General features: G+C 42.8%; 13 protein-coding genes. 8 read left to right on the top strand and 5 right to left on the bottom strand.

Annotated features, from left to right (window positions below; all coding sequences use genetic code 11):
• Nucleotides 1-77 precede the first annotated feature (77 nt).
• The 4 genes from A4S05_RS04575 (at nucleotide 78) to A4S05_RS04560 (ending at nucleotide 4,085) form a co-directional block, all read left to right on the top strand.
• Nucleotides 78-734, top strand: coding sequence for a DUF1361 domain-containing protein (locus A4S05_RS04575; protein WP_069068639.1), 657 nt, complete (start codon nucleotides 78-80; stop codon nucleotides 732-734).
• 225 nt (nucleotides 735-959) lie between these two features.
• Nucleotides 960-2,132: a baeRF6 domain-containing protein gene (locus A4S05_RS04570; RefSeq protein WP_069068638.1), complete on the top strand. Its 1,173-nt coding sequence runs from the start codon at nucleotides 960-962 to the stop codon at nucleotides 2,130-2,132.
• A 142-nt stretch (nucleotides 2,133-2,274) separates the two neighbouring features.
• Nucleotides 2,275-3,375: an AAA family ATPase gene (locus A4S05_RS04565; protein WP_069068637.1), complete on the top strand. Its 1,101-nt coding sequence runs from the start codon at nucleotides 2,275-2,277 to the stop codon at nucleotides 3,373-3,375.
• A complete protein-coding gene (locus A4S05_RS04560; protein WP_069068636.1) occupies nucleotides 3,375-4,085 on the top strand; it encodes a DUF4276 family protein in 711 nt (236 codons plus the stop codon). The genes A4S05_RS04565 and A4S05_RS04560 overlap by 1 nt, the downstream gene beginning before the upstream one ends.
• A gap of 100 nt (nucleotides 4,086-4,185) precedes the next feature.
• Here the strand turns inward: A4S05_RS04560 and A4S05_RS04555 are convergent, their stop codons facing one another.
• Nucleotides 4,186-5,010: an NAD-dependent epimerase/dehydratase family protein gene (locus tag A4S05_RS04555; RefSeq protein ID WP_069068635.1), complete on the bottom strand. Its 825-nt coding sequence runs from the start codon at nucleotides 5,008-5,010 to the stop codon at nucleotides 4,186-4,188.
• Nucleotides 5,011-5,237: 227 nt separating this feature from the next.
• Nucleotides 5,238-7,586 (bottom strand): putative PEP-binding protein, encoded by a 2,349-nt coding sequence (locus A4S05_RS04545; RefSeq protein WP_069068633.1) that lies wholly within the window; start codon nucleotides 7,584-7,586, stop codon nucleotides 5,238-5,240.
• A 639-nt stretch (nucleotides 7,587-8,225) separates the two neighbouring features.
• Here A4S05_RS04545 and A4S05_RS04540 point away from each other — a divergent pair.
• The gene (locus A4S05_RS04540) at nucleotides 8,226-8,702 is read left to right on the top strand and encodes an MgtC/SapB family protein (protein ID WP_069068632.1); all 477 of its coding nucleotides are present in this window, start codon (nucleotides 8,226-8,228) and stop codon (nucleotides 8,700-8,702) included.
• Nucleotides 8,703-8,717: 15 nt separating this feature from the next.
• Here A4S05_RS04540 and recF read toward each other — a convergent pair whose 3' ends face one another.
• Entirely contained in the window at nucleotides 8,718-9,839 is a 1,122-nt protein-coding gene (gene recF, locus A4S05_RS04535) for a DNA replication/repair protein RecF (protein ID WP_069068631.1), read from the bottom strand.
• Between the two features lie 121 nt (nucleotides 9,840-9,960).
• A complete protein-coding gene (locus A4S05_RS04530) occupies nucleotides 9,961-12,819 on the bottom strand; it encodes a cation-translocating P-type ATPase (protein ID WP_069068630.1) in 2,859 nt (952 codons plus the stop codon).
• A 473-nt stretch (nucleotides 12,820-13,292) separates the two neighbouring features.
• Here A4S05_RS04530 and A4S05_RS04525 point away from each other — a divergent pair, with 473 nt between their 5' ends.
• A complete protein-coding gene (locus A4S05_RS04525) occupies nucleotides 13,293-14,969 on the top strand; it encodes a transglutaminase-like domain-containing protein (protein ID WP_176726915.1) in 1,677 nt (558 codons plus the stop codon).
• A 289-nt stretch (nucleotides 14,970-15,258) separates the two neighbouring features.
• On the opposite strand, the gene A4S05_RS04520 is transcribed toward A4S05_RS04525, so the two are convergent.
• Nucleotides 15,259-15,468 (bottom strand): hypothetical protein, encoded by a 210-nt coding sequence (locus tag A4S05_RS04520; RefSeq protein ID WP_069068629.1) that lies wholly within the window; start codon nucleotides 15,466-15,468, stop codon nucleotides 15,259-15,261.
• Nucleotides 15,469-15,569: 101 nt separating this feature from the next.
• On the opposite strand from A4S05_RS04520, the gene A4S05_RS04515 reads away from it, so the two are divergent.
• Entirely contained in the window at nucleotides 15,570-16,568 is a 999-nt protein-coding gene (locus A4S05_RS04515; RefSeq protein ID WP_069068628.1) for a helix-turn-helix transcriptional regulator, read from the top strand.
• 108 nt (nucleotides 16,569-16,676) lie between these two features.
• Nucleotides 16,677-19,391: a TonB-dependent siderophore receptor gene (locus tag A4S05_RS04510; RefSeq protein ID WP_084226977.1), complete on the top strand. Its 2,715-nt coding sequence runs from the start codon at nucleotides 16,677-16,679 to the stop codon at nucleotides 19,389-19,391.
• Nucleotides 19,392-19,527: the final 136 nt, after the last annotated feature.

The raw sequence follows: 19,527 nt of genomic DNA, 5'->3' as shown, positions 1-19,527 counted from the left end.
TGGGGGACTAAAAAAAGTTTATCAATCAATCACTAGAGTGAATATACATCAATCAAATATCTTCCGAGTAAGCACCTATGAAAGAAGAATTGATAGCCAGAGTTGTGCAGGTATTGCAAATTAATATGAGATGGATGACTTGGAATTTATTTCTGGCTTTTATACCTTTGGCTTTGAGTGTGTGGCTATTTCGCATGAGACGCGGTGGCACTTGGCTTTGGTGGCTAGGATTCTTAGTTTTCTACGCTTTCTTACCAAATGCACCATATTTGTTGACCGATGTAATTCATTTGATAGATGATATCCGCACGATTCAATCGGTTTGGATAATTACTTTAGTCCTCATTCCTGTATATTTGCTAGTAATTCTCGGTGGATTTGAAGCTTATGTAATATCGTTAATTAATTGGGGTCACTACTTACATCGCATCGGTAAAAGCCAGTGGATTTGGCGCGTTGAGTTGATTACTCATTTTCTGTGTGCGGTTGGTGTCTATTGGGGACGATTTTTACGTTTCAACAGTTGGGATTTTATTACTCAACCGGATGCTTTACTTACCAAAGGGGTAGAAGAAATTCTTGGGAAACAGCCCTTGGTGATTATTGCTATCACCTTTGTGGTACTTGCAGGTTTGTACTGGATTATGAAAAGAGTAACTTTAGGTCTTAGTCAACGAGATAGTAGAATAGGGATAAACTCAGAACGCGCAAACTCTAACACGCCAAACATTTGATAAATGTGGCTATTTTGGCTTTTAAATTTTGGGTTTTAATTAGTAATTCTCAAACATGAATATTGCCTATCAAAAGAAAGATGCAACTAAAGCCTCCTTGAGGTGAAATAAACTCAGAGGCAAAGGTTGAACTTCAACCGTCGCCATCTGAGAATAACGTCCCATCAGATCATTTAATATCGATGGTCTGATGCATCTGGTCACGTTGATAGGAGGGATATTAATATGCAATTAATTTCTAGAGAGGAGATCAAGACATTAATAGAACAACCAAAAGGAAATTGTGTTTCAATTTATATGCCAACACATCCAGTCGGGGCAGAAGTGCGACAAGACCCCATTCGCTTTAAAAATTTGCTCAAGGAAGCGGAGAATCGTTTAATTGATGCGGGTTTAGAACAGAAAGAAGCGATCGCATTGCTAGAAAAATCCCATGAAATTGATACCCAAGAGTTTTGGGAGCAAAAAGGAGAGCAAGGGCTGGCGATTTTTATTTCTGAAAATATTTTTCGCTATTACACGCTACCAATTGATTTTCAAGAGTTGGTCGTGGTTACAGATCGATTTCACATCAAGCCACTGCTGCCAATTTTAAATGGCAATGGTCGCTTTTATATCCTGGCTTTGAGCCAACAAGATGTCAGGTTCTTTGAAGGAACACGCTACAGCGTCAATGAGGTGGAAGTAGAAAATCTTCCTAAAAGTCTAGATGAAGCTTTGCAAAAAGACGAGACTGCTAAAGAAGGTCAGTTCCGGCTTGCAACATCAAGAGGGGGAACCGCCAATTCCTTTTCGCAACCAGGTACGTTTCACGGACAGGGAAGCCCTGAAAAGGATAAACAACAAGAATACATACTACAATTCTTTCAGATTATTGATGGCGCATTGCACGAAAAACTAAAATTGCAAAAAGCCCCTTTGGTACTGGCTGGGGTAGAGTATCTCTTGCCTTTATATAGACAGGCAAATACTTACCAGCATTTAATGGATGAAGCTATCATCGGTAATCCAGAGATACTCAGCGCCCAAGAGTTACATGACCAAGCTTGGCCAATTGTCGAGGCTGATTTCCAAAAGTCGCAGCAAGAGGTTTTGGAGCAATTTCACGAATTCTTTGGCGGTGATACTGGTAAAGCATCAAACAACCTCAAAGAAATTGTCTCAGCGGCTTATTACCAACGAGTCGATTCCTTACTAGTTGCAGTTGGTCAGCAACAGTGGGGTTTATTCGATCCGACCTCAGAAACGGTTTATTTGCATCCAGAAAAAGAAACTGGTGATGAGGATTTGTTGGATTTTGTTGCTGCTCATACTTTATTAAACGGTGGTACGGTTTACGCTGTTCCCTTTGAACAGATTCCATATAGCACAGCCGTTGCGGCGATTTACCGATATTGAACATTTTGATGGTGTTGTATAAAGTTGAATGTGCTGTATACAACACCAATGATAACTATTATTGCTCGTTGTATAATAACAAGGTAAAATGACCAAGATTCTACTTAATATACTTTAATTTATAGATTCAGGAGACCGACTTTTGAACAGGCTGCAACGATTAACCCTTAACGGATTCAAGTCTATTAAGGCTATTGATATTGAGTTGCGCCCTTTAAATATTTTGATTGGAGCAAATGGAGCAGGCAAAAGCAATCTCATCTCGTTCTTCAAGATGCTTAATGAGATGATGGCTGGACGCTTCCAACAATATATTGGTATGTCAGGGCGTGCTCAGTCGCTCTTGCACTTTGGGCCCAAGATAACTCCTCAGATAGAAGCAAAACTGGAGTTTGAAGTCGAAAACGGGGTGGATACCTATGATCTGCGGTTATTCCATGCCGCAGGTGATACGCTGATCTTCGCCCAAGAGACATTGAGCTTTCTGCAAATGGGTTGGACATCCCCAAGGATTGACCAGTTGGGTGCAGGTCATCAGGAAACAAAAATTAGTGAAGCAGCAGAGGAAGGTAAACAAACAGCCAGGACGCTTAAGTACTTGCTTGATCGTTGCCGTGTATATCACTTTCACGATACATCTTCTACGGCAGAAGTGCGGCAATCTTGCTACGTTGGCGATAACCGATGGCTCATGCCTGATGCCGGAAATTTAGCTGCATTACTTCTGAATTTCCGCGAAGACAATTTTTCAGTTTATCAACGTATTATCGGAACAATCCGTTTAATTGCACCATTTTTCGATGACTTTGTTCTTGAGCCAGATGCATCTAATCGTGTCATTCTGAATTGGCAAGAAAAGGATTCAGATCGGGTATTTGGACCCCATCAATTTTCAGATGGCACTTTACGCGCTATGTGTCTGGCAACACTACTCTTACAGCCAGAGGATAAACTACCAAAACTGATTGTTGTTGATGAACCAGAACTAGGTCTTCATCCCTATGCTCTAAATGTTGTGGCTGGCTTGTTTAGCAAGGCTTCGCTTCATACGCAAATTCTTATCAGCACCCAATCTAGTTCTTTCTTGGATAATTTTGATCCTGAAGATGTGATTGCGGTCAACCGAGAGGGTAAAGAGTCACAATTCAAGCGGCTCAATCCCACAGAATTAGAAGCTTGGCTCGACGAGTACACTCTGGGAGAAGTCTGGGAGAAAAATATCATTGGCGGAGGACCGCATTGATGGTGCGCCTCTACCTATTTGCTGAAGGACAAACGGAGCAGACATTCGCCGATAACATCCTTAAACTATATCTTGCTCAACATAGTGTTTTTATGGACAAGATTATGTTGATTGCTCATGCCAGAAAGAAAGGTCATGTGCATCGCGGTGGTGGTCGAAAGTACAAGCCTATGAAGGATGACATCGTGCGCTTTCTCAATCAAGAGAAAGGCTCTAAGGTGTTCTTTACTACGATGATTGATTTGTATGCTATTGCTCCTGATTTTCCTGGATTGGCTGAAGCTGAGAGTCTGCGCCAAAATCCTGTACAACGGGTCGAATTTCTAGAGCAACGCTTTGCAGAGGATATCGGTGATTACCGATTTATCCCGTACATTCAGTTACATGAATACGAGGCATACCTTTTTGCTGATCCAACGTGCTTTAAATATCTTGATGCTCTTCGTACAAGGGAGATTGAGGCTCTCCAGGTGATCGCTAATCAATATGAAACACCTGAGTTGATCAACGACGGACAGCAAACAGCTCCCAGTAAACGCATCATCGCTCAGTTTCCTGATTATGGAAAAGCGAAGTCTGCTTTTGGGCCACAGTTGGCTGAACAAATAGGACTAGAAGTAATTCGGAGTAGGTGTCCCCACTTCAATACATGGCTGTTACAGCTAGAATCATTAAATAATTACCGTAACAATTCTGCTGAGATAGTCTAAGTGATTGACTTACTCTTGCGTGAGGCTAATTCATACTTTCAATCAGCAACGCCAAAGTTAAAATTGCTGAACTCAAAACTTTAGCAGAAAATTTCCAAACTCATGGTCGCCATTTATAACGCGGAACCCATTGAAGGACTTCTTTAGCAAGTTGGGTGTTAATCAAGGCTTTGTAAGGTTCATTTTCATATTCACCACCTCCGCGCCAATCCACTTCAGGTAGTAGAGATTGAGCCATTTCTTTACTAGTTTGATGCGCCGAAGAAATGTCATCAGCGCATAGTAGCAAGGTAACATGACCAGGATTAGGACAGTGTAAAGCGTATCGTGCTGCTTCTGCTGCGTCTCTCACATCCAGAAAAGCGCCGTATTCCCAAAACGGATTCCACTCAAAATCGGGATTAGCTTGCCGATTAGAAATAATAAAATCGTAAGTTTCTTCATCAAAGACACCAGGTGGTCGCAAACAAATAGTTGGGATACCTGTGCTATCGGTAAAATATCTGCACATTTCTTCACTAAGCCGCTTGGAAACTGCATAAGGGGTAGTTGGATAACAAGGATGATAGTCATCCAAAGGAAGATAATCCGGTTTTCTTTCACCTTTAAAGATTCCTAATACATCAACACTGCTGAAGAAAACAACACGTTTGAGTTTTGCCTCTGCTGCTGCTCTTAAAACATGCCAAGTTCCGAGAAGATTGACTGACATTATTTCATCCGGCGTATCTTCAGAGTTTCCAAGTAGTGCTGCAAGATGAATAACTGCATCGCAGCCAACAAGTGCTGAACTAATTTCATTTGAATTCAGAATATTATGACCATTTGCTATATCAAAGCCAATCACTTCACATCCGTCAGCACGCAAAACTTTTTCAACAACTGAACCAATCATTCCTGCGTTGCCAGTAACTAATATTTTCATAACACTCAGGAGTATTTATCATATTTACTAATATGTATACTTATGCCAATTCAATTAATGGTTCAACACATCCTTGGGTAAAAGACGCGATGAATCGCGTCTCTACAAATGGTTTATTTGTTGCATTCTTTTTTAAAATTGGTGTTATGATTAAAAACATTTTCAATTTTTATATAACTCTGCTAATTTTAGATTTTTCCTTCAATCCAAAATTGAATCACTCTTAACTAATGCAGTTTTCGTCGTGCTGCTGCTAAAATCAGACGTTGTTCGGCACGAGCGATCGCTTGATATGTTCGCTCCACGGCTTCTGGTTCCACGGAAATGGAAGTAATACCCCATTCCACTAACTTATCGATGATTTCTGGATAGAGGGCTGGTGCTTGACCGCAGATTGAACAAGGGATACCGGCAGTTTGAGCCATTTGGATCAGTTGAGCGATCGCACTCATCACTGCTGGATGACGTTCGTTAAATACTCTTGCTAGCTGTCCTTGTTCTCGATCCACTCCAAGCAATAATTGGGTCAGGTCATTTGTACCAATAGAAATTCCAGCTACACCTGCTTTGACATATTCTGGCAATAAAAATAGGACGCTTGGCACTTCTGCCATCATCCATAGTTGAAATTGCGCCACCTCGGTTAAAAAAGCTTGCTCAACTTTACGACGACAAAAGACAAATTCTTCCACAGTCCGCACAAAGGGCAATAGTAGGTTGACATTGCTGTAGCCAGCTTGCTGTACACTCGCCAAAGCTTGCAGTTCCAACTCAAATACTGCGGGATTTCGTAAATAGCTAAAAGTGCCGCGTTCACCTAACATCGACTGGGACGAAGATTCTAAATTATCACTCAATGATGGTAAATCCTGCGATCGCCAATCTAAAGAACGATAAAATACTGGTCTTGGTGCAAAGGCACGCGCAAACTGCATAATTTGCTCAGACCATAGCTCTAATAATTCTGGCTGACGCCCGCTTAAAATCCAACTATTAGGATGTTGCCCATTCAATATATTTAGTGCCATCAATTCTGAGCGTAACAATCCCACCCCATCCACAGGCAAGCTTTGCACTTGTTCTACTAAAGTGGACTGACTTAAATTAACCAGTAGTTGGGTAGCAATCATAGGTAGATGAAACGTAACAGCAGGATGGGGGACTTTTGGCTTGGGGTGATGGGGGGAAAGAAGATTTTCTTCTCTTCCTTTCTCCATCTCCTCCTTTGAATCTCCTTTGATCCGATAAACTTCTCCTCTGTCGCCATCAAGCAGCAGTCGTTCGCCAGTTTGAATTAAAGTGGTGGCAGATGTGGCGTTTACTACTGCTGTGATACCTAATTCTCTCGCCAGAATTGCCGCATGGCTGGTTAATCCCCCTTGTTCTGTGATAATACCAGCAACTTGTTGCAATAATGGCAACCAATCAGGTGTAATCGTTGGTACTACTAAAATCACTCCCTTGGGTAGTTGTTCGGGTTTCTGTTGCGGATTAATAATTACCAGGGCATTTGCCACAACACGTCCCCCGGCTGCTCCTAGTCCCCGAATGAAGTGTAAGTGGGGAATTACAGATTGGAGAGGACTAACTTGTGTGATGTAGAGTTTGCCAGATGTATTGTGCCCAGCAATAGTCCATTTAATGGTGAAGGTTTTACCCAGTTCACTCACCAGTTGAGTTCCTAGAGCAATTATTTGTTGTAAGTATTGTTCTTGTAAAGAGTACTGTTTTTGTTGCGCTTCCTGAATTAGATAGGTACTCAGACAAGTGTGATCTGTTGTTAGCACTGAGTTCGGCACGGGTTGCGAAAAAGCTCTAGGCGTTGCATCATCAACACCATAAGCCAGCATTTTATTGCCTAGTTGTTGCTCCAGCACAACCCCACTTTCTTGTTGAATGTAGTAGATATCTGGTTGGACTTCACCTTGAGCGATCGCAATTCCTAATCCCCAAGTAGCCTCAATTTCCCACCCAGAAGGCTTTGCTGTGAGCGAGCCACTGGCGATCGCATTCTCAACAGGTTGCACCAAAACGGCGAGATTAGTTTGTTGCAGATTAATTCCTGAATGCTGCCAATATAATAAACTTCTCGCCCGAAATATCTGGCTCCAGGTACGCTTTAGGGCAAAAGCGATCGCTTCGGGTTCGCACTCACAAAATACCGACTCCAGCAAACCCGATATATTCTTCATCCCTGGGTTAGCAGTTGATACTGCTAAAGTCGGTCGAAGAATCAAACAGCCAGTTTGCCATTCTCTAGCTGCTTGGAAAATTGTACTCACCCACTCCTGTGGGACAGTCGCAGTGAGAATTTCTTGGCGCAAGCGACTAGCCACCTGCTGAAGTTGACGCCAATTAGTGACATCCAGGTGTAATGAAGAATGGGGTAAGTCTGCTACTAATGACTCTGAACTATTGAGATTTTCGAGAAATTGTCGTAAAATTTCCGCTGAAACCACAAAACCAGGCACTACCGGATAGCCACGCTGGATAATTTTGCTCAAGTAAAACGCTTTGTCACCTACCTTGGCACGGTCTTGTAGTTTAATTTGGTCTAGCCAGTAGAGTTTATCCACTCAATTTGTTAGTTGTCAGTTGTCTATTTGTAGCCATAGCTATTCCCTCCTGGTACATTATCAGCCGTCAATCCACTGACTACTGAATCAGTACTCCTCAATAGGAATAGTTTCCAGCATTTACGTTGAATTTACCGACCTTGTTAGTGGCTAATTGCTCGTTACACGATGTATTACTGTAGTTCAACTCCTTTGGAAATCAAATTTTTGGCTTCATTTTGCCTCCTTTCCCTAAAAGTAGGGGTTTAGTTCTTTTACGAGATTCTACATGGCGGTATCATATTTAATTATTAGGTGTATGGGTTAAATCTAGCAATTTAAGGTAAAATTTTATAGTATAAGTTATTTAAAATAGCTCAAAAACTATTTAATAAACTTAAAATTCATATAGTTTGCCTAAATTATGATCACTGCCATAATTTCGCAATGCAAACCTCAATTTATTTACCGAAAGAATATATTACTGAAAAATAATCCTAATAATGGAAGATATTAATTTAGTGGCTTAAAAAGCATTACTAAGTCGATAGAATCCAAATACGAGATAGGCTATCGTACTAAACTCATTGGATTAAACTCCATTAATAAAAATATTACCAGTTAACCTAGTATATAGAATACTCTATACCAGACTAAGCATTGTCAAACACTTACTACCTTGCAACTGATGATTGGCTGAATATAAGCTTCCGGCTATGCATTGCATTGCTTGTTGGAGCAATAATCGGCTTAGACCGCGAAATTAGACGCAAACCAGCCGGTTTAAGAACTCACATGCTGGTGAGTTTTGGTTCAGCCATTTTTATTTTGACAATTATGCAAACAGGAGGACTACAAACCAGTCCTGATGAAGTCAGTCGGGTGATTGAGAGGGATGCAATTAGCCGGGTGATTCAGGGGATTGCAACTGGTATAGGATTTCTCGGTGCTGGAGAAATTGTGCGCCAATCTTCCCAAGAATCACAGCGACTTGAAATTCACGGACTTACATCAGCAGCGGCGATTTGGGTTTCGGCTGCATTGGGAATTGCTGCTGGCTGCGGTTTATGGCAGTTAGGATTAATCGCTTCTCTGCTGACTTTTGTAGTTCTCAACGTTTTTAAAAGGTTAGAATAATTCGTAATTTATACATTACTGTTGGATTATTTCTCCTGCTTTTACAAAAAGAATTTGGGAAGACTTCAACCATTGCGAATCAAAAGAACCCAAGTGAGTGGTAGTAATTAGGGTTTGAAAGCGATCTTGAATGGCATCAAGTAATTGATTTTGACGGGATAAATCGAGTTCGGCAAGAACATCATCAAGTAATAGCAATGGTGGCTCTTTGACGACTTCTTCAATTAATTGCAATTCGGCTAATTTTAAGGCTAGAACCAGCGTTCGTTGTTGACCTTGAGAACCGTATTGACGAGCGGGTGTCTGGTTAATAGTTAATTCTATTTCGTCGCGATGGGGGCCAACAAGGGTAGTGCCTTGGTGCATTTCAGCGATCGCTCGCTGCTGAATTTTTGCTAAAAAAGCTTGTTGCACTTCCTCTAGACGGTTATCTTCTAAGGGAATATTCGGCACGTAATTAATTTGCAGAACTTCTGTACTGCCGCTAATACTGGCGTGCCAAGCACTTGCAATAGGAGCTAATCTTTGGATGGCGCGATCGCGTCGTCTAATGACCCTGGTTCCTGTGGTAGCTAACTGTGCATCCCACACCGCTAATTCTGAGTGTAGAGATGTTGCATCCAAGGTTTCTATATGGCGTTTTAAAAAGGCATTGCGCTGGCGTAACACATGGTTATACTGCTGCAAAATGTGAGCATAAACTGGTTCGAGTTGAATTAAGAGTGTATCTAACCAGTTTCGGCGACCTTCCGGCCCACTGCGTACTAGGTCTAAATCCAGGCTGGAAAATTGGACTGCATTGAGAACGCCGAGAAAATCCATTTGACGGCGGATAGACTCGCCATTGATAGCAACGCTACGGCGACCATTGCGCCGGAGAGTTAAGGTCAGGTCACTAACGCCTGTTTGTCGCTCAAGGGTGGCATTAATTTGGGCTATGGCTTCCCCTTCTTGAACCAAATCGCGATCGCGGGCCATTCGGTGCGATCGCAATGTCGCCAGCAACTCCACCGCCTCCAACAAATTCGACTTTCCCTGAGCGTTATTACCTACCAAAATTGTTTTGGCAGCAGTAAACTCAACCTTTTGGTCTTGATAATTGCGAAATTGTCGGAGGTTTAGAGTTTTGAGGTACATGGTGAAGATTGGGCATGGGGCATTGGAGACGAGGGAGACAAAAGAGAAGCACGAGAGCAGAGAAGGGTAGAGGAGAATAGATTAATAACCAATGCCCCATGCCCCATGCCCCATGCCCAATTTACACAGCCTTCTTGCCCATAATCCGCAAAAATATCTTCTCCCCTTCAATCCACACAAACATTAAGGCACTGAAGCCAATACAAACCCCCAATTCTTCTAGAGTCAGGTAGTGAGTACCAAAGAAATCTCGCAGGGGTGGGACGTAAACTAGCATTAACTGCAAAATCGTGGTGACGACAACAGCCGCTAGTACAAAGATATTGGAGAAGGGATTCATCTCGATAGTCAGTCGGTTGTTAGAGCGAATGGCGATCGCATGGCCCATTTGAGCAATACACAAGGTAGTAAATACCATTGTCTTCCAAGTATCGGGATTTCCTTGATACTCAGGGGCATGGGTATGTTGATAAGCCCACCACATTAAGGCAATGGTGATAATGGCAAATATTATCCCAATGCGAATCATGTAAGAACCTAATCCCCTGGCGAAAATACTTTCGCGGGGACTAAAAGGCGGACGTTGCATTACATCCGGTTCTGGAGGTTCCACAGCTAATGCCAAAGCTGGTAAACCGTCTGTCACCAAGTTCATCCACAGAATTTGTAAGGGGGTAAGGGGAACGCCTCCCAAACCAATTAGAGGTGCGGCTGCAATTGTCAGAACTTCACCAATGTTACTGCCCAGGATGTATTTAATAAAGCGGCGGATGTTGGTGTAAACAACTCTTCCTTCCTTGGTGGCGGTGACAATGGTGGCGAAGTTGTCATCAAGTAACACCATGTCACTGGCTTCTTTACTGACATCAGTGCCAGTAATGCCCATTGCAATCCCGATGTCGGCTTGTTTGAGGGCTGGGGCATCGTTAACGCCATCGCCTGTCATCGCTACAAATCGACCCCGGCGTTGCAGTGCTTGGACAATTCGCAGTTTGTGTTCTGGAGAAACTCTGGCATAGATGCTTACTAAGTCAACGTTTTGCTCTAATTCCTGGTCAGTCATCCGTTGCAATTCTTGACCTGTGAGAACGCGATCGCCTTCTTGGGCAATTCCCAAATCGGTAGCGATCGCTCGTGCTGTTAATTGGTGGTCGCCTGTAATCATCACTGGGCGAATACCTGCTTCTCGGCACTCTTGTACAGCTGCCCTCACTTCTGGGCGTGGCGCATCTAGCATTCCCACCAATCCCAGCCAAACCAAACCTTGCTCAGATGTTTCGTCTGAACCTTCTGCTGGGATGTCCGCCAGGGGTTTGTAGGCAAAACCTAGCACCCGTAAACCTTTACCGGCCATTTGGTCATTTTCTGCCAAAATTTTCTGGCGTTGTTCTTCGGTTAAGGGGGCTGAGTGATTACCCAAATGAATTTGAGTCGAACGTGCCAAAATTAACTCTGGAGAACCTTTGGTAAACATTAAGTAAGGTTCAGATTGGAGAAAATTAGCGATCGCTGGGTCAACGCCTCTCGAAGACGCGTCACCTGTGGCGACTCCCTCCACCTGAGAAATCACGCTCATCCGCTTCCGTTCTGAGGAGAAGGGGAACTCCACTACACGAGGTAACTTATTGTTCCACTGGTCTTTTTCGATTCCGGCTTTCCCTGCCAGGGTGACTAACGCCCCTTCTGTAGGATCTCCTAAAATTGCCCATTCACCTTGTTCTTTTTGCAACACCGAATCATTACAAACAGCACAAGCGACTGACAACGCTGAGATTTCTGGAGACTCCTCTAGGGAAATTGTTTGACCATCTAACTGAAAGTCCCCTGTGGGAGCATAACCTTCGCCGGTGACGCGAAAAGTTTTGTTATTGGTGAAAACCGATTGCACCACCATTTTATTTTGAGTCAGCGTGCCGGTTTTATCAGAACAGATAGTGGTTACAGAACCCAATGTTTCCACTGCTGGGAGTTTGCGAATCAAGGCATTTTGGCGCACCATTCGCTGGGTTCCCAGAGCCAATGTAACGGTAATTACCGCTGGTAAACCTTCTGGTACCACGGCAACCGCCATACTCAAGGAAATTTCCAAGAGTTCTTGGATGTTGCTAAAACCTCTTGCTTGGATCACACCGCCGACGACAACAATCGCCACCAGAATCAAAGAACCCGTAACCAGGACGTTACCCAGTTGAGTCATCCGCTGCTGTAATGGCGTAGGTTCACTTTCCACCGCCTGCAACATAGTGGCAATTTTGCCTAATTCTGTTGTCATGCCGGTGTTAGTCACCAGAACCTTAGCGCGTCCTTGGATAACTTCGGTTCCTTGAAATACTAAATTTAGGCGATCGCCTAAATCTGTTTCTTCGGGCAATTTTAGGGTTGCCTGTTTATTCACAGATTGGGCTTCACCCGTCAATGCCGACTCACGCACTTGTAAATTCGACTGTTCGATCAAGCGTCCATCTGCGGCTATCTGCATCCCAGCTTCTAGCAGCATGACATCCCCTGGGACTAGTTCCTTGGCTGCTATCTCCACAAGTCTGGCGGCGCGGATGACTCGCACCAAGGGAGAGGTCATTTTTTTCAGGGCTGCCAAGGCTTTTTCGGCACGGCTTTCTTGGACGTAGCCGAGTATGCCATTGAGGATGACAATTGCCAAAATAGCGATCGTATCTTTAAATGGCACTTCACCGGGCTTCAAACTGCCAGATTGCAAAGCTATCAGGTCTAAAATCCCGGAAATCAGAGCTACGCCAATCAGCATCAACAACATAATGTTCTTGAACTGATCCAGCAGAATTTCCCAAGTGCTACGGCCAGCAGTTTCTTCGAGTTCGTTGGGGCCGTATTTTTGTAATCTCTGTTGAATTTCTTGGGGTGTTAAGCCACTGTCTGCGTTACTATCGAGCAGGTCTAACGCTTTATCAACTTCTAAACTATGCCAAACGGCGGCACCTTCAGGCAGAGAATTAGCAGACATCGTGTAAGTCACAGGAATAGTTACAAAATTCGATCATAATTTAGTGATGGCAGGAATTCCATCTTCTAAAGTTACATTAAGGCGATCGCCCAGTTGTATTAATGTATATGTAATTTTTAACATTTGTAAATTTATTCTTTTTTTAAGATAGTATTATTTCTCACGAAAGAGTTTATCGGAACACATTTTACTGATAATTATGAGTAATAGAGCTTTGAAGCTTTGTTACAGAGGATATGCCACAATTAATTTCAGGCTGCCATTGCTTTCATTTACATCCCGTAATCAATAGTTAGGATGCATGGCCCGATTGCATTTCTTCATTTTTAATTTTGTCGAAAGTTGAGCCACTTGCTTGTGTATTTCCTCGCTCAAGCGAACTGGCGTGCCAGTAGGGTTTCCCGATTTAGCAAACTTTTCAAGACGAATTTTGAATTTTGAATTGCCCAGGCGTGCTAAACCATTCAAGAAATATGCTTAATATAAGTTTTGCACTCCCCACGACCGCAAGCCAGATGTTTGGGCAAAAGACAATTCGACCGCTTACTGCTGCTACCCTGTGTGGCATTACTTTCATCAAAGATAGGCTACTTGCCATTGACAGTATTAAAGGCCATCTACTGGAGATTGATCCCACCTCTGACAACAGCAAAATTCTCAATCCCCATCAAGTTAAAGAATTTACTGATGTCACTGGTCTAGCTGCGTGGGAAGATACCCTGTGGGTGAGCCGAGAAAATAGTGTTTACTTGTGCAAGCTCAATGCTTTGGGTCTAGAACATTTTGTAACATTGCCTTATCCCGCTGATGGCGTTGCTGTTTGGGAAACAGCAGTTTATGTAAGTTGCCAAAGGCTGGGCTACATTCTGGTTTTTGACCGCGAAACGCGAAAAGAGATTACCAGATTTTATGCTCCTGGAGTTGGGATAGAGAATTTGGCTGTAACCCAGGAAATGCTATGGATTTGCGATCGCACTGAACAATCAGTTTACGCGATGGATAGAGCAACGGGAGAACTACAATTCAGTGTCCTAACACCATTTGAATGTCCCACAGGTATTGCAATCCATAAAAATGAGGAAACAGGCAAAGAAAGTATTTACGTCGCCTACGCTTCAGAGGAGCCTTATATTCGGGACAATCCCAATGCTGATCCGAGTCATGAGCTAACATTCCGCGATCGCACTTTTATTCATCCCCTGTATTATCATTACCAGCCAGATAAGTGTTACGCCCTCTCTAATGGCTATCTCATTGAAATGTCTTATGCTGAGGAAATTGCACCCTTAGACGAGGTTTATTTACCTGATGTGGAATGGCGCATCGCCCTACCATCGGAAACTGAGCGTCAAAAGGTGAAACACGTTGAAGCCATTGGTATACCCTTTACCGAAGAAGTGATAGAGGGGCAACGTGTAGCAGTATTTAAATTTGATTCTCTTACCCCAGGAGAACGGCATATATTTGGCTGGAAAGCACTTTTGGAAGTTCGAGGCATTAAATATCGCATCACACCCAGAGATGTGGAAAACGTTCCTGCACTCTCCCCAGAATTGCAAACACGCTACCTAGTGGATGACGACGATTTAGCAATGGATACTACCATTGTTCGCCGTGCTGCTAGAGAAGCGATTGGCTCTGAAACCAATGTGCTGCGGAAAATGTACAGCATCCGCAACTACGTTTACGATCAATTATCTTACGGTATTAAACCTTACATTGACACGCCAGATATCGTTTTAGAACGGGGCGTTGGTTCCTGTGGCGAATATGTCGGTGTCTTACTTGCCCTAGCCCGTTTAAATGGCATCCCCTGCCGTACCGTAGGTAGGTACAAATGTCCTCCCCATAGTGACTTACTAGGAGTGCCACTACAACCCGACTTTAATCATGTTTGGCTGGAGTTCTACGTCCCGAATTTTGGCTGGTTGCCAATGGAATCAAATCCTGATGATGTGGGTGAAGGTGGCCCTTATCCAACGCGCTTTTTTATGGGCTTATGTTGGTATCACATTGAAATTGGCAAAGGTATCACCTTTGAAACCGTGACAAGTCAAGGTGCGCGACTAACCAAAGAAGATATCCCCATCGGTGATTTGGCGATTAATCATATTCGCTTCACAATTCTAAAAGAATTACCAGACTTTTGAATTAGGGTATTGAGCATCCTGGAAAGGCGCTGAAAAAGCGAGTAAGGTGTGTTATGCCGTAGGCATAACACACCTTAATACTCTCTGTTTAACCACAATTTTTGTCTATTTCTAAACTCTTATTCCTATTCAAGTATTCTTCAAATAATTCAAAAAATTTCTGTAGTGCCTCAGAGGTTGTTTGAAAAGTGTTTCGCTGTTATTTTAGGCACTTTAGATCCCTAACCCCCCTTAAAAAAGGGGGAACCGGAGTCAAAGTCCCCCAATTTATCGGGGGATTTAGGGGGATCTAAAACTTTTGATACCGACAAGAGGACTTTTCAAACATCCTCTCAGGCTCATCTACAGAATAGAAAAGGATTATCTTAGACCATGACTGACCTGAGTTAATCCCATATTTTTCTTCAATCCATGATTGAAAACCTTCAAATTCTCTTTCTGGCTCAGTTGGAGGTACACCAACTTCTTCCATTCTCATCTTTTTTTGAACTCTCGTCATGTCTTAAAAACCTTTGAAAAACCATATATTATTTTCTCCCAAACAACTTAGTGGTAAGATTATTGAGATTAATTATCATTAAAGCTTGATAATCGCTAGCAATGACAATCACCTTAACAATCAAAGACTACGAAGAACTATTGAAGGAAAGTAAGGAAGATAGTACATTTGACCCAACATTAGAACCAGATGAACATCTTGATGAAATGCCCAAACATCTCGGTAGAGGTTACTATCGAGCAATTGAAATATATCCTGAACTTTGGCTAATTATTGTTGATAAGGAATACGATCGTGATATTGCCCTGAAAATCCCTGAAAGTAATCATCCTCTCCAGTTTGGTGCTTTAGCTTTAGGGATGTATACAGATACTTATGGGCAGGTTGGGGAAGGATATACGTTTATTTCTGGTGGTGGAATTCAACGTAAAGCTGATTCGTCTTATCGCCATTCCCAAAGGATTTTGGGTGTTGATATCATCATGCCACCTGATTTGCTGAGGACTTTTTTCCCTGGAAAGGATGGGGAAATGCTGCCTCAGTTGCAATTTTTGGGAAAAGAAAGCGATTGGCAAACATTAATTTATCCCAAAACTAATCCAGTTATCCAAAGTGTGGTATTGCAAATTATTAACTGCTCTTATCAGGGAACTACCAAGCGGATGTATTTGCAGGGTAAGGTTATAGAATTGATGGCTTTACAGTTAGCTCCTTTTTTAGAAGATAATAAGGTAAGGCAATTATCACCGCGATTAAAAAGAGATACTATTGCTAAAATTCATTATGCCAAAGAAATTTTACAAGCACGTTTAGAGAATCCACCCTTATTGTCAGAGTTAGCACAAGAGGTAGGTGTGAGCGAGAGTACGCTGCAAAAAGGGTTTCAAATGCAGTTCGGTACAACAGTGTTTGGTTATTTGACGAATCAGCGTATGGAACAAGCCCATCAGCTGTTACACAGTAGTGATTTCACAGTTGCCGAAGTTGCTAACATTGTTGGTTACTCACATTTAGGACATTTTGCTGCTGCCTTCAAACGCAAGTTTGGCATCACACCCAGAGAATGTTTTTTCGGCAAAACTCTTGTTTCGGGACTATAACTATTGTTTTGGGATAGACTCAACTAGTTCAACTCCTCTACACTCTCGTTTATTGCAATTAAGAAATATAAGCAATAAGCAGTATTGTTTAATGGTGTAGGGAGTGGTATGAAAAGTTGGTGTTCTACTTCTGGTAACAAATATTTTACGCTATACTCCCCAAGGGAGTGGCGATCGCCAACCCTCGACATTTATCTTTGGTTAATAGTGAGTGTAGTTGGGATCATCGGTGGCATACTTCCTCAACCTGAACAGGTATTGGCATCAGAAAAGGAGCAGGATAAAGTTGTCACCAGAATTAAAACACTCAGTGAAACCGAGTTTCCAGCGACTAGTGTCAAACACTTACTTTCGCAATCACCAACTTCTGGCACTCAATCAACTGTAGTAATTACGGGAGTCAAGGCAAATCCCACCGATAGCGGTGTCGAGGTAATTTTAGAGACAACCCAAGGGGAAAAACTGCAAATTGCCAATCGCAGTACGGGTAATAATTTTATTGCAGATATAATTGGTGGGCAGTTGCGTTTACCCAATGGCGATGCTTTCACGTTTAAGTCGGAAAAACCCCTGGCGGGAATTACGGAAATCACAGCTACGAATATTGATGCAAATACCGTGCGGGTAACGGTATTTGGCGAGAAAGCTTTACCTGCGGTTGAGTTATTTGATGATAACGTCGGGTTGATTTTTGCAGTTGCATCTACAGCCACAACAGCACAGCAACCAGAACAACCAACCCAAGAAAAGCCAGCAACACAGACACCCGAAGAACAACCCGCAGCCCAACAGGATGACCCAATTGAATTGGTAGTCACGGCAGAACAGGATGGTTATCGTGTACCAGATACCTCAGTGGGAACGAAAACAGATACCCCATTGCGTGATATTCCCCAGTCAATTCAGGTAGTGCCGCGACAGGTGCTGCAAGACCGTCAAGCAAGAAGCATTACAGACGCATTGGAAAACGTTAGCGGTGTCACCTCAATTTCTAGCTCAGGTTCAAGTAGAGACTATTTTACGATTCGAGGCTTTGAGGTATATTCTAACTCTCTCGTCAACGGACTTCCCGATCCACAAATTACTTCAGATGGCGGCTTTGTCAACGTGGAACGCTTAGAAGTATTAAAGGGGCCTGCGTCTGTTTTGTATGGCGAAACTGGATTCAGTGGTATTGGCGGTACTGTCAACTTCGTTACTAAACAGCCATTGCGCGATCCATTCTACGAAGTTAGCGCGACTATTGGTAGTTTTGACGAGTATCAGGGAGCGATCGATTTTTCAGGGCCGTTGAATGATTCTAAAACGGCTCTCTACCGCTTGAATATTGGTTATCGGAGTACTCAGAGTTTCATTGACTTTAACCAAGCTAGAAGGTTTTCTATTGCTCCCAGTTTGAGCTTTAACCTGGGTAAAAATACAGACCTAGTGGTTGAGGGTGATATCAACAGATTGGAAAGAAATGGACAGGGATCGAGCGGATTACCAGCAGTGGGTAGTGTACTGCCGAACCCCAATGGCAGAGTGCGTCGTAGTTTTAACGCCATAGGTCAATTAACGGATAACCTGACAATTCAAGGCAGAATTGGGTATAACTTAGAGCATCGATTTAATGAGAATTGGAAGCTACGAAATGCCTTCCGCTATGTGTTCGCTAATGATGACGATCGCGGTGGAGTGCCTTATACTATTTCTCCCACTAGTCTAGCGGATGATAATCGCACGCTAAATCGAAGTGCTTCTATTGGCAGTCAATTTTACGATTTCTTCTATCTAGATACGAATCTACTTGGTAAATTCAGCACTGGGCCCATCAATCATCAACTTCTATTTGGCTTGAGTTTGAGTCGAAATATAACCGATCTCAGTTTTGAATTTGGCATTCCTGCTGCCCCGGTAGACATTTTCAATCCAGTCTACGATCAAACTGTTGTTTCTACTGGTCGCAACTTCGTTCAGTTAACAACCAGAGATACGATTGGTATTTATCTCCAGGATCAAATTACTCTGGCTGAAAACTTAAAGCTTCTGCTAGGCGGACGAGTAGATATATTTGATGAGGCCAAAATTAATCGACTTACGGATATAGAAACCAGCCAATCAGACACTGCATTTAGTCCGCGTGTAGGAATTGTTTATCAACCCATTCCGCCCATTTCTTTATATGCTAGTTTTGCGCGATCTTTTGCTCCGACAATCGGTACATCTGCTACTGGAGAAGCATTCCAACCAGAGCGGGGAACCCAGTATGAAGTAGGTATTAAAGCAGATGTGAATGACCGACTTTCAGCAACCCTTGCCTTCTATGATTTGACCCGTTCTAATGTGACGACAGACGATCCCGATCCTAATAGTCCTCCTGGCTTTTCGGTTCAAACTGGAGAACAAAAAAGCCAAGGGATTGAGTTAGATATCAGTGGCGAAATTTTACCGGGATGGAACATTATTGGAGGATATGCCTACACCGATGCTAGGGTCACGAAAGATAATACAATTCCAGTGGGAAATCGATTATTTTCTGCTCCCGAACATTCATTCAACCTGTGGACAACTTACAGAATCCAACAAGGTGATTTGCAAGGACTAGGATTTGGATTAGGCTTCTATTATGTTGGAGAAAGAGCAGCAGATTTGGCTAATACTTTCGAGCTTCCCAGTTACTTCCGTACAGATGCAGCAATTTTTTATGAACGCGAGCAATTCCGCACTGCCTTAAATTTCCGTAATCTCTTCAATGTGGATTATTATCAAACTGGGTCTGGAACATTTGTTGATCAAGGCGAACCTTTCGCCGTTCAAGGAACGATTTCATGGAGATTTTAGGTTGTTAAGGAACAGAAACTTAAGAATCTACAATTTTTAATTGTGTGTCACGCCACACTAACACAAAGGCAGTTTTGCCGCAAAATTGCCTTCCCTACATTTGCACTTTATTGAATCGATATGCCTAAATGCTCAC

Origin of the sequence: Nostoc sp. KVJ20, assembly GCF_001712795.1 — a bacterium.
In the GTDB taxonomy this organism is placed as follows: domain Bacteria; phylum Cyanobacteriota; class Cyanobacteriia; order Cyanobacteriales; family Nostocaceae; genus Nostoc.
Note: the sequence above shows the minus strand (reverse complement) of the source record. Positions and strands in the feature narration are given on the sequence as shown.